The organism is Burkholderia sp. MSMB1589WGS (genome assembly GCF_001636105.1).
Taxonomy (GTDB): Bacteria; Pseudomonadota; Gammaproteobacteria; order Burkholderiales; family Burkholderiaceae; genus Burkholderia; species Burkholderia humptydooensis.
In genome coordinates this window covers 342,450-355,281 of sequence record NZ_LNJT01000006.1, presented here as the reverse complement: position 1 = coordinate 355,281, position 12,832 = coordinate 342,450, and the positions used below count along the sequence as shown (strand labels likewise).

11 protein-coding genes, 1 tRNA gene and 2 pseudogenes are annotated in these 12,832 nt (G+C 63.1%); 7 read left to right on the top strand and 7 right to left on the bottom strand.

What is annotated here, in order from left to right; genetic code table 11:
• Positions 1-159: 159 nt before the first annotated feature.
• The gene (locus WT16_RS03965; protein ID WP_063532750.1) at positions 160-540 is read right to left on the bottom strand and encodes a DUF5594 family protein; all 381 of its coding nucleotides are present in this window, start codon (positions 538-540) and stop codon (positions 160-162) included.
• A 158-nt stretch (positions 541-698) separates the two neighbouring features.
• Between WT16_RS03965 and WT16_RS33455 the strand changes: the two genes are divergently transcribed.
• Positions 699-1,070, top strand: a complete 372-nt coding sequence (locus WT16_RS33455) for a hypothetical protein (protein WP_063532749.1) — start codon at positions 699-701, stop codon at positions 1,068-1,070.
• A 295-nt stretch (positions 1,071-1,365) separates the two neighbouring features.
• Here the strand turns inward: WT16_RS33455 and WT16_RS03955 are convergent, their stop codons facing one another.
• The gene (locus WT16_RS03955) at positions 1,366-1,758 is read right to left on the bottom strand and encodes a hypothetical protein (RefSeq protein WP_063532748.1); all 393 of its coding nucleotides are present in this window, start codon (positions 1,756-1,758) and stop codon (positions 1,366-1,368) included.
• 172 nt (positions 1,759-1,930) lie between these two features.
• On the opposite strand from WT16_RS03955, the gene eco reads away from it, so the two are divergent.
• On the top strand, positions 1,931-2,470 hold the full coding sequence (eco, locus tag WT16_RS03950; protein ID WP_059932182.1) for a serine protease inhibitor ecotin: 540 nt from the start codon (positions 1,931-1,933) through the stop codon (positions 2,468-2,470).
• Positions 2,471-2,571: 101 nt separating this feature from the next.
• On the opposite strand, the gene WT16_RS03945 is transcribed toward eco, so the two are convergent.
• From WT16_RS03945 to WT16_RS03930, 4 genes are all read right to left on the bottom strand, one after another.
• Positions 2,572-3,714, bottom strand: a complete 1,143-nt coding sequence (locus tag WT16_RS03945) for a serine hydrolase (RefSeq protein WP_015600486.1) — start codon at positions 3,712-3,714, stop codon at positions 2,572-2,574.
• Between the two features lie 232 nt (positions 3,715-3,946).
• The gene (locus tag WT16_RS03940; RefSeq protein WP_063532747.1) at positions 3,947-4,171 is read right to left on the bottom strand and encodes a hypothetical protein; all 225 of its coding nucleotides are present in this window, start codon (positions 4,169-4,171) and stop codon (positions 3,947-3,949) included.
• The gene (locus WT16_RS34290) at positions 4,168-4,473 is read right to left on the bottom strand and encodes a hypothetical protein (RefSeq protein ID WP_197486459.1); all 306 of its coding nucleotides are present in this window, start codon (positions 4,471-4,473) and stop codon (positions 4,168-4,170) included. Before WT16_RS34290 ends, WT16_RS03940 begins: the two co-directional genes overlap by 4 nt.
• 23 nt (positions 4,474-4,496) lie before the next feature.
• A complete protein-coding gene (locus WT16_RS03930; RefSeq protein ID WP_231892027.1) occupies positions 4,497-5,324 on the bottom strand; it encodes a class I SAM-dependent methyltransferase in 828 nt (275 codons plus the stop codon).
• A gap of 128 nt (positions 5,325-5,452) precedes the next feature.
• On the opposite strand from WT16_RS03930, the gene WT16_RS03925 reads away from it, so the two are divergent.
• Entirely contained in the window at positions 5,453-5,797 is a 345-nt protein-coding gene (locus WT16_RS03925; protein WP_231892026.1) for a hypothetical protein, read from the top strand.
• A 98-nt stretch (positions 5,798-5,895) separates the two neighbouring features.
• On the opposite strand, the gene WT16_RS03920 is transcribed toward WT16_RS03925, so the two are convergent.
• A tRNA-Arg gene (locus tag WT16_RS03920) sits at positions 5,896-5,970 on the bottom strand.
• Between the two features lie 174 nt (positions 5,971-6,144).
• Here WT16_RS03920 and WT16_RS34745 point away from each other — a divergent pair.
• The 4 genes and pseudogenes from WT16_RS34745 to WT16_RS03905 form a co-directional block, all read left to right on the top strand.
• Positions 6,145-6,291, top strand: a pseudogene (locus WT16_RS34745) (site-specific integrase); the annotation flags it as partial.
• Positions 6,288-8,718 (top strand): annotated as a pseudogene (locus tag WT16_RS03915) (type VI secretion system Vgr family protein); the annotation flags it as partial. The pseudogenes WT16_RS34745 and WT16_RS03915, both read left to right, overlap by 4 nt.
• A gap of 19 nt (positions 8,719-8,737) precedes the next feature.
• Complete coding sequence (locus WT16_RS03910; protein WP_063532744.1) at positions 8,738-11,077, top strand: DUF3274 domain-containing protein; 2,340 nt, start codon at positions 8,738-8,740, stop codon at positions 11,075-11,077.
• On the top strand, positions 11,074-12,768 hold the full coding sequence (locus tag WT16_RS03905; RefSeq protein ID WP_082874688.1) for a DUF2875 family protein: 1,695 nt from the start codon (positions 11,074-11,076) through the stop codon (positions 12,766-12,768). Before WT16_RS03910 ends, WT16_RS03905 begins: the two co-directional genes overlap by 4 nt.
• Positions 12,769-12,832 lie beyond the last annotated feature (64 nt).

The following is a 12,832-nucleotide window of genomic DNA, read 5'->3' as shown; positions in this document are numbered from 1 at the left end:
CGCGATCATGCGCCGATGCCGATCGGGTGCGGCGTCCGTCGGCCGGCCAAGCGGCGCATCGTGACGGATCGCGACGGATCGCCTCGCCGCCGCATGCCGGACCGAATCCGGTCGACGCATCGTGCGACGCGGCTTGCCCGCAGCCGTCCGCCGCCACCTTTACGCCTCGAAGTCGAGCCCGCCGAGCAGCACGAGCGCGTCGGTCTGCGTGCGCGAGCCGAAGTCGATGCCGCGCGCGTTTTCCCAGGCCGGCAGCTTGTGCGGCAGTGCCGCCAGATAGCGCTCGAAGCGCGCGGCGCCATCCTCCGCCATCAGGCGCTCGATCTCGTCGGTGTCCCACGTGAGCGCGATGTTGAGCGGGTGCGCGTAGCCGCGCACGTGCTCGGTGTGCGGCGCAACGATTCGCACCTGCGTCGGATGGCCGTGGCCGCCGTAGCCGACGACCTCGGTGTCCGCCCGATGGGTCAGCAAATCGGCGATGGCGCGCGCGATGCGCGGCGCGAACTCGGTATCGAATCGGCGGGCAGTGTCTGGGCTCATCGACGGCGTCTCCTTTGTGCCGAAAATCGTAGCACGGCACAGGCGGGCGCGAGCGAGGGCGCAACACGCGTAATTCCGCGTTACCACTTGCTGCATCTATTACGGCGGGCGGCACCCACAATGGGCTTTGTCATGCACCACGTTCGGCGGAGTCCATCATGAAGAAGATCGCGGCAGTTCTGTTGACGGCGGGCAGTCTCGTGCTCGCGGGGCCCGCGAGCGCGCACGATCGCGGCGGCGACATCGTCGGCGCGCTGATCGGTGGCGCGGTGCTGGGCGCGATCGTGACGTCCGCGCTGAATCCGGCGCCGGCAGTCGCGTATACGGCGCCCGCCTATCAGGCTCCCGTGTATCAGGCGCCTGCCTATCAGCCGGCACAATATCAGCCGGCCCCCCGATACGGCGGTCAACCCTCGGGCTATTGCTATGACTCGTATCGACGCGCATACGTCGGTTGCGGCGCGCAAGCGTACGACGACGATGGCTATCGCGGATACGGCTACGCGCAGCCGCAGCCGGCCGGATGGTGAGCGTGAGCGGCGCGCTGTCATGACGAGCCGACGAGCCCGTGCGCGGATATGCGTATCGATGCGCTCGGCCGGGTGGTGGGCCGGCGGCGCATCGCCTCGGCGCAACGCGCATGGGATCATGCCGAATCGATCGGGCGCGACCTCGCGGCCTCGATGATCTTGTGGAGATGAGAACCGCAGCGGTTCGACGGGACGGCGCCGAAGACGCAACGCATGACGCATGCGCCACATGCGCGCGCCGCGGCACGAGCGCATCGTGCGATACAACTCGTTGCAAATCCGCGGCCCGCGTCGATCAGTGCCGCCCGCCCCGGCTGCCGCTGTCGCCGCCGCCCGGCCAATCGTTGCCGCCGCGGACGTTGCGGCCGCCGGCCGGGCCCCGGCCGCCTTGCCAGCCGTTGCCGCGCCCGCCGCCGCGCCACTGGTCGCCGCCGTGCCAGTTGTCGCCGCCGCGCCAGCCTCCACGCCAGCGGTCGTCGCCGCCGCGCCAGTGGTCGCGGTCGCGCCATCCGCCGCCGCCCCAGATATTCACCGTTCCGTACACGGGCGCGTAGCCCGGCCCATACGCATAGCCGCCCGGATAGTACGAGTACGGCTGCGCGTAGCCATAGCCGTACCCATCGTCCGGCACCGCGACGCAGCCGGCCAGGAGCGCAGCGGCTCCGAGCGAAGCGACGAGTTTCAGCATGGTTTTCTCCTTCTCCCTGATTTCCTGTCGTTTTCATTGTGATGTGTGCGAACCGGCTCCGTGCGAAGCGAATTGTGTCTGCACATTACAATCACGTAAGCGGTCGAAGGACGGAAGCCGGCTGCGCGTCGCGCTTTTCGTTCAATTCATCACTCTTCTTCAGGAGCACCGTATGAAATCAGCCTCTCGCCTGGCAGCCTGGGCGGCGTGCGTCGCATTCGCCGGCTTCTCCGCCGCCGCGTCGGCGGCGAGCACGTCGACGCCCGCCGCGGGCGCCGACGCCGCATCGTTGCCGAAGCCGTCCGCGGAAGACATCAAGATGTTCCCGGCCGCCCAGGCGGGGCAGAAGCGCGAGGTCATCGTGCTGCCCGCCGAAAAGCTGGAAGAAGACATTCGCGTCGAACTCGTCGTCGGCAAGACGATCAACGTCGATTGCAATCAGCACTGGTTCGGCGGCGACCTCAAGCACGAAACGGTGCAGGGCTGGGGCTATCCGTATTACGTGCTCGCCAATGCGAAGGGGCCGGCCGCCACGCTGATGGCCTGCCCGGGCCAGGAACCGCAGCAGGCGTTCGTGCCGGTGCGCGGCAGCGGCTACCTGTTGCGCTACAACAGCCGTCTGCCGATCGTCGTGTACGTGCCGAAGGAGTTCGAGGTCCGCTACCGGCTGTGGTACGGATCGAACGAAGTGGCGCGCGCGATCGAGAAGTAAGCGGCGCAGCCGCTCGCCGCGATCCGCGGCGGTTGCGGTATGGCCGCCGTGCGCGGATCGCGCGGCGGCGCCCACCAGGCAGCGGGCGCGCCCGGGCAGCGTCACTGCATCGAGCATGTGAGCCAGCGGCGGATCTTCGCCGCGTCGGCGACGTGGTCGTGCGGCCCGGGCGCGCCGAGCAGCACGATGTCGACCAGCCGTCCGCGCACCGCGTAGCGCAGCACCACGCAGTGGCCCGCTTCGTTGATGAAGCCGGTCTTTTGCAGCACGATGCTCGAGTCGCCGGCGCGCACGAGTGCGTTCGAATTCACATAGCGCAGCTCGCCGCGGCTGGGGAAGACCGTTTTCGACGTATCGGTCGAGAACGTCTTGATGTGCGGATAGCGGTTCGCCGCGGCGACGAGCCGCGACAGATCGCGCGCCGTCGACACGTTGCGCGGCGAGAGCCCGGTCGCGTTGACGAAATGCGTGCGCTTCATGCCGAGCGTGCGCGCCTTGCGGTTCATCGCGGCGACGAACGCGGGCCGCCCGCCCGGATAGTCGCGCGACAGCGCCGCCGCCGCGCGGTTTTCCGACGACATCAGCGCGATGTGCAGCATGTCGCGGCGCGACAGCACAGAGCCGACCTTCAGGCGCGATCCCGTGAACTTCTCGTAGTCGCGGTCTTGCGCGCTGACGCGCAGCGGGCGCGACATCGGCGCGCGCGTGTCGAGCGCGACCATCGACATCATCAGCTTCGTCACCGACGCGATCGGCACGACGCGATCCGCGTTCTTTTCGATCAGCGCGGTGCCCGTGCGCTCGTCGACGACGTAGATCGCGCGCGAGCGCAGCAGGCGGCGCGACGCGGCGGTGTAGCCGCAGCTCGCGAGCAACTGCGGCTTCGCGGCCGCGACGACGGCGTCGCGCGACGTGCGCGGACGCTTGCGTTTCGGATGAGGCTGATGCGCGCTCGCCCGAGCACGATGCCCGCTCTTTCCCGGAATGGCCCTGCGCTCATGCTTGATGTGCGGCGCATGATGCCGCGCGCGGGCGGCGCGCTTGGCGTGCTTCGCATGAACGTGGCGCGCGACGCGGCAGGCGTGGCCGTGCGCGGCCGACGTGCGCGCGCAGGCCTTGTCCGCCGCGTGGGCTGGCGACGCGAATGCGACACCCGCAACGGACGCGATCCAGACGACGCAGACGGCGAATAGCAGGCGGACGGAGAACAAACTGAGGCTTGGGCGATGCGGCTTGGATGGCATGGCGGTCAGGCGGTAAACGGGAGGGAATCGGACGAGCGTGTTGCGCGGTAGGACAGCAGTCCGGCCGGGAAATTCGCGGGGGCGGCGATGTCGGTCGCTTCGACGGCGTCGACGGACGACGCGGGGCGAACAATGGTGAACGGCGGCGAAGGGGGGCGAAGGGGGGCGAAGGGGGGCGAAGGTCGGCGAAGGTCGGTGGGTGCGATGCGCAGCCCGCGCGAGCGAACGCGCGTCACTCCCAGATGCCGCGCACGGCGACCGCGACGATCACCGGTACCGAGAAGACGAGCGGGATGGCGAAGTACGGCGCTTCGCGGTCGACGAGCCACGTGTAGATCACCCAGGCCGCGCCGAGGCCGAACGTGACGACGCCGATCAGCATGGCGAAGAGGTTGAGCACGAGGGGCGACGGGCGTCGGCGTTTTCTGGCAGCAGGATCGGGCGGGGCGGCTTTCATCGCAAGTCGGAAAACTTCATGGTCGGCCGCATGCGGACGGTGCGCGGCGGCCGGGCGGCGATCGACGTATCGGCGGCAAATGCGGCCGCGTATCGCTGCGGACGCTGGCTGGTCGCCATCGGCTTCTCATGTGTATCTGCGGCGGCTGCATCGAAACGCCGGTCAACGGCAATCATCGCAGCAAAGCCCGCGGCGTTGCAAGGCACGCATCGCGCGTGCCAGCGGAAAGAGCGGACGTCGATGGCGGCCCGGACGACGCGCGATACGGGCGCGTCGGCGGATTCGTTCCGGCGCTGCTTCATCGATGCGATCCCGGCGACCGCGATCAATGCCGCAGCCCGGCGAGCTTTCGATGCGCACACAGCCGCGACCGATACGTTGCGAAGCGCGAGCCGCCGGGCACGCCGTCCGGCGCGTGCCGCCAAGGGCGTACCGTCGAGCGCGCACCGTCGAGCGCGCGCGGCCGAACGTGCAAGCGCCAAGCGGGTCCCGAATGCGGATGCCGCGCACGGTAATGCCCGTGCGGCGGCCTATGCGTCCATGACGCGCGCACCGCAAGCGTCGCCAGCCATTTGCGCCTATCGCGCAGCCCGTTCTTTCGTATGACGATGCCCGCCGACGTCACGACGTGCGTGGCCATCAGCAGCTTCAGATGCGGGTTCTGCCGGTACGGCGGCAGATCGACATACGAATCGAGATAATGCGAATCCGGCGCGACGACGAACGGCTGCACTTCGTGCCCGAGGTCTTGCAGACGCTCGACGAGAGCCTGCATGTCGCGCTTCCGATAGAAGACGACGGGCCCGTGATCGAGCGTGCCTTCGTTCGACGACAGATTGAATTCGGTCGTGTGGCAGGCGATGCCGCCGTCGTTCAGTGTCTGCTCGACGCTGTCGATGACGAACTGCAGGCCCGCTTGCAGCGGCCCGAGGTGCTCGAAGCAGCATGACGGCCGCGTGAAGTCGAAGCCGGTGAGATCCTTGTCGATCGCGGTCATGTCGCAGGTGCGGTACGACACGTGGCGGTCGAACTGTTCGTTGGAGACGATGTCCGGATAGCGCAACTGGTCGCGCGAGCTGCTGTGCTCGAGCGACTTCGTCCAGCCGACCTGCTCGCTGATTTCCGCGGGCGCGTCGGTTGCGACGATCGACACGCCGCGGCTCGCGAAATAGGCCGGCAGCCGCTCGCGTCCGACGCCGAATACGAGGCCGCGCTTGCCCTCCGTCGCACGCCGGCCTGTTCGAGCTTGTGGACGATGAACGCCCACTCCCAGACCTTGCGATGGAAGCGCCGCTCGATGTTGAGGAGCCCGCAGATTCGCCGATATTCGGGGTGCAGAAGATCGGATGCGCTGCAGGTCGAGGCCGACATGAAGCGATGCGAATCGGCTGCGTCGGCGATGTCGAATCGCGGCACGAACATCTGCTTGCGCAGGCTCGTCTCGACTTGCGCGTCGAGCGTTTCCTGCAACTGCCCGACCTGGGATTCGAGCTTCTGGATGCGCGCCAGCAGTGCGGCATGGCTTTCTGTCTGGCTCACGTCGGTGGCGAGATCGTGCATTTCCGCACAGCCACGCAGACGGGGCCCGGACAGTACACGCTAAGGGGCACTGCGACAACGCTCTGACATCGACGACGGGCGATGACGCGGTGATTCCGGATGGGGAGTAGGGAAGGCGATTTATCACAAACGTATCACGCCGATCCCTGAAACCCTTGTCCCACTGGTCCCCCCGACAGGAATCGAACCTGTATCTAGCGCTTAGGAGGCGCTTGTTCTATCCATTGAACTACGGGGAGCGGATAGCCTGAGCGGGATGGATCGAACCCTTGTGAATCAGGTTCTTAGCCTTGTCCAGCTTGCCTTTCCGGGATTTTCGCCTGTCCGCGTATGACGCGAAATGACAAGCCGTGAAGCATAGTTCAACGCCCCGCCTGCTACAACTCTGCTACAAATCGACCCTGTAGCAGCGTATGTGGATGACGCATTGCTACAGTCCACAAACGGGGTGTTTCATGGCTTCGATCCTCAAGATCGGCGACCGCTGGCGGGCTCAAGTCCGCCAGCGGGGACAGAGTATATCAAAGACGTTTCGAACTAAGGGCGCGGCTGAAGCATGGACAAGCGCACCAATTCGCGCGTGTTCCGCAAGACGAGCGTCGTCGACGTGCTGGCGGTCCTGTTGAACGAATGGCGGCGCCGTAGCCCGGCGCTCGCGGCCGGCGTTCGAGTTCGACCTGTCCGGCCTCGACCGGAGCCGTTATCCGGCGCGCGAGCTGACCCGGCAGGTCAACGAGTCGGACGCGAAGTTCGTGCGCCGGCTGCTGCGCCGCGAGGGCATCAACGTGTTCGCGAAAGCCGGTCCCGCGACGCCGCCGCGCAACATTCACGACGAGACGCCCGTCCATACGCTTGTTTTTTGCGACAACCCGCTGCAATTGCCGGAGGCCCCGGCGGGCACGGTGCGCCTGCACCCGCGCGACGCCGCGACCGAGCAGCGCGACACGATCACGCTGTTTGCGCTGCATCAGCAACTGATTTCCGGGCAGGCGAGCCGGCCGTCGTGGGACTACAAGCAGGGGCGTGTCCACGATTCGGCAGCGACCGCGAGTATCGATCAGGGCGAAGCCGGCAACGACCTTGCGAACCTGCTGACGGACGTGGCGATCGACATTCCGCATGTCGGCGATTCGTGGGACGATCACGATCGCATTACGCGCGACCGGATGCTCGCGCATCAATTCGACGCCGAGCGCTACGACGGCGTAAGCAGTGTGCGGGATATGCCGGTCGGCCACTGGTTCACGCTGACCGGCGATGTCGATCTCGACATGCAGCCGGCCGAGAAACGGCAGTTCATGATCACGTCGGTGCATCACGAGGTCTGGAACAATCTGCCGAAGGGCTTGACGGGGCGCGTCCACGCGTTATTTGCCGCGAGCCGCAATCTGACGCAGGCTGCACCCGCATTGCCGGCCGCGCTCGAGGCGGAATCGGATACCCGCTACGAGAACGCGTTCACCTGCGTGCGGCGCGGCGTTCCGCTCACGCCCGCGTACGATCCGAAGATCGACCTGCCGCCCGTCCATCTGCTCACGGGCGTGATTGTGACGCGCAGCGGCGAGGAAGTCGTGTGCGACGAACTTGGCCGGGTCTACGTGCAGATACAGGGGCTCGATGCGGGCGATCACGCGCATGCGCAGGGCGCAGGCACCAACGGCAATATGGGCGACAGCGCCCCGATCCGGGTGGCATCCAGTTTGGCCGGGGCGGGCTTCGGCGTAACGTTCTTGCCGCGCGCCGGCATGGAGGTTCTGCTGGGCTGTATCGCGGGCGATCCCGACCGTTTGGTGATCCTCTGTGTGCTCGGAAACGGCGTGAACACGCCCGCGACGTTCACTCATACCGGCTCGCTGCCGGGCAACCGTTTCGTGTCGGGAATCAAGACGCAGGAAATCAAGGGCCGGAAATATAACCAGCTCCGTCTCGACGATACGCCGCAGCAGATAAGTGCTCAACTTGCGAGCGAACACGCGCATACGCAATTGAATTTGGGTTATCTGACCCAGCCGCGCAACAACGGCGTCGGACAGGATCGCGGCGAAGGCGCGGAACTGCGCACGGACGCGGCCGCGGCGCTGCGGGCGGCGCAGGGCATTCTGCTGACGACCTATGCGCGCTCGCAGGCGAGCGGCGGCCAGCTCGATCGCGATGAATTGCTGCAATTGCTCGGCGAGTGCACCGAGCTCTTCAAGTCACTCGGCGACTACGCGGGGCAGCATGGCGGGCAGGCGGCAGATACGGCAGGGCAGACCGCCGTCGCGCAGGCGTTCAAGGGTTGGACGCCGGGGAGCGGTGCATCGGAATCCGGCAGTGCCACAGGCGGTTCGCAGGCGCTGATGGCGTTCGGGGCGCAGGCCGGGTCGGTGAACGTGACGCCGAAGACGCACGTAACGTATGCGGGCGAGAACATCGATCAGGTCGCGCAGCAGCATCTTCAGTTGATGAGCGGTCAGCGCTTTAATGCGACGGCCGGACAGGGAATGCAGTTGTTCGCGCGCGGCACTGGCGTACAGGCCGTGGCCGGTGAGGGGCCGATGTTGCTGCAGGCGCAGGCCGACACCCTGACGGCGAATGCTCAGAAGGGCGTCAAGATCGCGACGAATGAGAACGAGGTGCTTGTCACCGCACCGACGATCCGGTTCGTTGCCGAAGACGGCAGTTATATCAAGATCGGCGGTGGCGTGACGCTCGGCACGAACGGTGACATCAAGTTGCTGTCGGCGTCGCACCAGTGGGGCGGGCCGTCGACGGAGCAGGCTTCGAAAACATCCTTCACGAACCAGCCGACCGACCAGCAGTTCCGTTTGCACTTCCCTGGGCATACGCCGGAAACGCCGGCGCTGGCGGCTAACCAGCAATATCGCATCGCGCTCAACGACGGTCGGATCATCGAAGGGAAGTCGGATGCCAGTGGGCTGACGGATCTGGTGAAGGACGACGTGATGCGCATCGCCAAGATCGATATCTTGAAGCCGTCGCTCTGAAACGACAGGGGAGAATTCTGTGGCCGAGACCAACAACGACTATCGTGTGCATGCGCAGGGCGCTGGCGTCACGATTTCGGATCGACCGGATGCTCGCAACGTGCAGCTGCCGGGTGATCTGCCGGGCATCGTGATCTTTATTCACGGGGTGAACGATCCGGGTGCCGTGTATTCCGTTGTCGAGCAAGGGCTGTGTCAAGGGCTCAATGAGCGCTTGTCACGGACCGATTTGAAAGAGGGTAGCTACGGCGCCCTTTATCAACGAGCAAAGACTCAAAACAATCCGAGCAAGCGGCAAGCGGAGATTTTGTCCGATCCTGATATGTATCTATATCAGCGTGCCGAACTTCCCAATATCACGAAAAGTTTTTTTATTCCGTTCTATTGGGGGTTGCGTGCCGACAATCGGGATATTGCCAAATTGAATAACCCCGGCATCATCAAGAGTCGGGTGGCAGACGATCGCGGCAACCTTATGACACGTGGCCAGTATCAGGATGTCAACGGAAATCGGCTCGATGCACACTTTGCAAAGGCCGGCGGATTCTTTGCCAACGCAACCAACAACATCCCGCAGATGTACGGTCGAGGTTTCGAGCCGGACTTGAAAACGCGCCTTGTGATGCGCAACGCAGTGGCTGGGAACAGCGTGTTCGCGGGCAAAGCGCCTGATCGGCGCTATTTCGTACTGGCAGCGACGCGACTGGCGAACCTCATCAAGACGATTCGCACAATCCAGCCGAAGGCGTTGGCCTCTGAGCATGGCATAGACCCTCGGCATGAAACCATTACAGTGTTGGGCCACAGTCAGGGGACGATCATTACCCTGCTGGCACAGGCGATTCTTAAGCAACAGGGGCAGCGTTGCGTTGATTGCATCATCATGGTGGACACACCCTACAGCCTCTACGCAACGGAAGACGACGGCAACCAGACCGGCCACGGAAAGCTGAAAACGCTGATCGATATCGTCAATGTGGTTACGAGCGAGCCGCATACCGTTCCCGATCTGGCAGACCTGCTGATCACTGCGGAGCAATCAAGTGGTCGAGCAGGCGCGAACTGGAGCAAGACCTGCGGAAAGCGACTGGACAAGAACGGTAAGAACTGGGTTACGTTCGACGAGCGAGACAATCGCGGCAAGGTGTATCTGTACTTTTGCCCTGAAGATACGGTGGTAGGGCTTAAGAAAGTGCGCGGGATCGGAACGTTTGGTGTGCCTGATGAAGTGCCTGCTGATGGAGCTGCCGCCAAACATGGTAAGACCATGCAGGCCATGACGGCCCTTGCGCCCAAGCGTTTCCACCAGCGCATGTGGACGCGGATGGAGCGCGATGATAACGGCAATGGCAAGTTCAAGAAGGTGCTGGTCGGCACATCACCTGCGCGGGTGCCCGTGCGCGACCGGTTCGAGCGACTTACACCTGGACCTGACACGGATGGAACCATGTTGGGCACGGTGCTTGAATCGAGCAAGAATGCTGCTCTGCAGGCGTCATTTACTCGTAACGATATCCGTTTTATTAACGGTGAGGAACTGAAGCCGCCGTGCGAACCCGACTTGTACGGTGGCGAAATCAAGAAAGGTGGTCCACGTCCCGGCCACGCCGACGTGGCCGGGATGATGACGCCAGACGATGTCACGAAGGATGTTTCGTTGGGCAATCAATACGCGTCATTCAAATGGATTACCGTCGAGACGACGCGTAATCCGCTGGCTAGCATCGAGTCTTACAAGACTGCTTTCAATCAGGGCAAGGCGATCGACGGTCAGTCGCAGAATTGGCGGGTGGTCCCGGACACATCTGCGACCTCAATGATCAAGAACGCATTGCTTCCGATCGTTCCGCCGCAGTATCTCATTCAACGAGAGCAAACCCCGAATGAAGCTCGTCTGGACATGCAGCAGAATCCGGACGCTCGAGAACCCAACAATTACCATTCGGGTGTGCTGCACAGCACGGAGAATCATCGGTGGGTGACCGCGATGGACGTCGCGATTGGTCAGGCCATCACGCTCGATGATCCGGTTTGGCGCGAATTGCTGATCCTGATGGCGGACTGGAAAATGGTTCCGGCGTCACTCGCCAAGATTAAAAAAAATGCAAATTATGATCGTCTTGATTCCAAGATGCAGGATTTTATTCAAGCCTGTTCCGACTATTATATGTACGGGACTTTTCCTGATGCGCACGTGTCTTCGACTCCGCCGCCATTGGTAACCAGTGAATTGACATCAGCGGCCATCGCTGCACAAGAGAAGGCTCAGGCCGAGTACTACAAACAAGAGGCGCAGAAAGCCCAGATGATGTATGGGAATAAGACGCTCGGGGAAGTATTCCAGGGGATGCCGCGATGATCGCGAGACCGCGAATTTGGCCGTATGCTGCCGCGTTTTTTGTGGTGGCGATAATCTGGACTATCTTTGTGATGGCGCGACACTACAGTTATTGGCAAACGACAGGGCAGGAGATGCCGCAAATGGGAAGTAGCATTCGGAATGGCGTGCTAGTGATCTTGGCTTTGATCGCCTTGGCGTACGCCGCGAGCGTCGCGTGGTTGCATCGATCTCCGGTGGCGACTGCTGGCACATCCGACCGTCCGGTTCCGGGCAATCAAGAGAGCAGTGCAGTCGTAGCGCACGGCTTCAACGGCTCTTCCACGATGTTGTCACAGGCCGGACAAAAGTACGTGCTTGAGGTTCGTGGAATGGGGATCGTGGTTGGTGAATATGCCGACGAGGAAATCTGGCGCGAGATCGAAAAAAAGGCTGACAACCACGCATCGTATGTATCGGCAAATCCGGAAGACTATCCGGATAGTGACGATATCCGGATGGCTGATCTTGGTGTGTCAACTACTTTGTCATTCAAGGAAGGCGGTCGTCATGCCGTCGAATACTGGCCGGTGCCAACCATTGTCTGGGGACCACCAAAAGACAAGCGGAATGATTTTCGTGCGGCAAAGAATATTGCTGATGGCAGGCAAAAAGCGAGTCTTGGTGTGACGCTTTTCCTGTGGGAGGCGGACGCTAATACTAGCGATGGCGCGGCAATGATCGAGAAGCTGTTCGCGTTTTTCGACTCGCATCCAGACGTACCGGCTGCCTTGGTGGTCAGTCAGGACGGGTCGATGCTGCGCTCGCTTCTTGTTGCGCCTGGTAGTGGCGGAACATCTCGCGCGGGACACATCATTCCCGAACTGCCGGATAGTATGGGCGCCATCCTCGTGTCCCGTTCGGATCGAGTGGACAAACTTATTCGTCCGTACGCCGTCGAGCAGACTGCGCAGATCGATCGGAACAGTACCGAATACGACATCATCAAGCTGTGGAATTTCTTTTGGGAGCAGAACGACGGCCGCGGCCCTGACAGCTTCACAGCGCATTACATCGAGCAGGAAAAGCAGGCTGGCGTTCTGTATCCGGGAGCGATTGGCGTGATGTCGTCTACGTGGTGGCAGGCGAAATTGCCGGCGTTCTGGAAAACCATCGACAACAAAGGGCCGGGTCAGTTCACGCCAACGCCGTATATTCCAGTGCGCTGGACGACGTGGCAGGTCAAGCAATTCGACGATGCACCTTTGCTCGGATATCTCCATCGTCCGGTTGATGTAAAGCTGACCGACGATCACGGACAACCGCTCAAGACTGTGGCTCAGGCGGCAGCGCTAAAAGCGGGGTGGGAGCAGGCCGTCGCAACGTTGCCAGGCGGGAAGGAGCCGAAACGCGTGTTTTACGATACGACTGGCGATCGCCTATGGGCTGTCCCATTGAATCAGGCGCTCGCGCAAGCAGGCGCGGCTGCCCCGAGCCTGAGCGACGTCAAGGATGGTTACGATATCGGTGCTCGCATTGGCAACACCGGTGTGAGTTCGCCACTTGTACAGATCGGTTTGGGACTGATTGCAGGCTATCAGGATGGCGGAGCGAGTGCGACCGTCAACCGGCGCCCTAATGGTACAGCGAGCATCATCATGGTTAGCCCGCCCGACGCGACGAGTAAAGCAGCGTGGGCTCAAGCGAACAACGGCGCGAATCCGTTCAAATGATGGCTATATCGTGAACTCCATGAAAGAGCGCGACCGTCAGATCCAATCCACAAATGCGAAACCT

Bases quoted from the DNA above. Each gene is read 5' to 3' on its own strand.
- WT16_RS03965 (WP_063532750.1), bottom strand. From the start codon at position 540: ATGAGCCCAGACACTGCCCGCCGATTCGATACCGAGTTCGCGCCGCGC.
- WT16_RS33455 (WP_063532749.1), top strand. From the start codon at position 699: ATGAAGAAGATCGCGGCAGTTCTGTTGACGGCGGGCAGTCTCGTGCTC.
- WT16_RS03955 (WP_063532748.1), bottom strand. From the start codon at position 1,758: ATGCTGAAACTCGTCGCTTCGCTCGGAGCCGCTGCGCTCCTGGCCGGC.
- eco (WP_059932182.1), top strand. From the start codon at position 1,931: ATGAAATCAGCCTCTCGCCTGGCAGCCTGGGCGGCGTGCGTCGCATTC.
- WT16_RS03945 (WP_015600486.1), bottom strand. From the start codon at position 3,714: ATGCCATCCAAGCCGCATCGCCCAAGCCTCAGTTTGTTCTCCGTCCGC.
- WT16_RS03940 (WP_063532747.1), bottom strand. From the start codon at position 4,171: ATGAAAGCCGCCCCGCCCGATCCTGCTGCCAGAAAACGCCGACGCCCG.
- WT16_RS34290 (WP_197486459.1), bottom strand. From the start codon at position 4,473: ATGAAGCAGCGCCGGAACGAATCCGCCGACGCGCCCGTATCGCGCGTC.
- WT16_RS03925 (WP_231892026.1), top strand. From the start codon at position 5,453: ATGGAAGCGCCGCTCGATGTTGAGGAGCCCGCAGATTCGCCGATATTC.
- WT16_RS03905 (WP_082874688.1), top strand. From the start codon at position 11,074: ATGATCGCGAGACCGCGAATTTGGCCGTATGCTGCCGCGTTTTTTGTG.